The 463-nt window shown below is 60.7% G+C and carries 1 protein-coding gene; it reads right to left on the bottom strand.

Annotated features, from left to right (window positions below):
* Positions 1 to 463, bottom strand: a 463-nt coding sequence (locus JV201_RS29645; RefSeq protein ID WP_257903308.1) for an ABC transporter transmembrane domain-containing protein, incomplete at both ends; no start/stop codon positions are given.

Here is a 463-nt window from a genome sequence, read left to right as displayed (position 1 = left end):
ACCAGCGGATGCGCTCCATATACCCCAGGGATCGGTAGGCAGCCGCCACCTCCTTGTCGAGGAAAGTGCCGAGGTAACTGTGCTCGAACGCATGGCGCGCAAACAGGCGGATATTGGCCAGGTTGGAGACCGCATCCACCACTTTGCCGGTGCTGGTGCTGCGCGCTGCCGAATACTGTTGCGCCAGAGGATGACTGCGGCGTGCGAGGACGTAGCAGATAGCGATAAACGCCACCGACCAACCCGCCATGAACAACGCCAACAACGGCGATGCGGTCCATAGCAAGGCCGTGGCCAGGCTCAGCGTCACCAGCAGCGGGATCAGGTCGAACAACAAGATGCTCAGGGTCTGATTCACGCCCAGGGTAATTTCCGCCACCCGATGCGCCAGTGCCCCGGCGAACTCATTGCTGATGAAACGATGGGAGTGCTGCTGCAGATAGGCGAACACCACATGCGTCAC

Source organism: Pseudomonas sp. Colony2 (assembly GCF_019382755.1).
GTDB lineage: Bacteria > Pseudomonadota > Gammaproteobacteria > Pseudomonadales > Pseudomonadaceae > Aquipseudomonas.
Note: the sequence above shows the minus strand (reverse complement) of the source record. Positions and strands in the feature narration are given on the sequence as shown.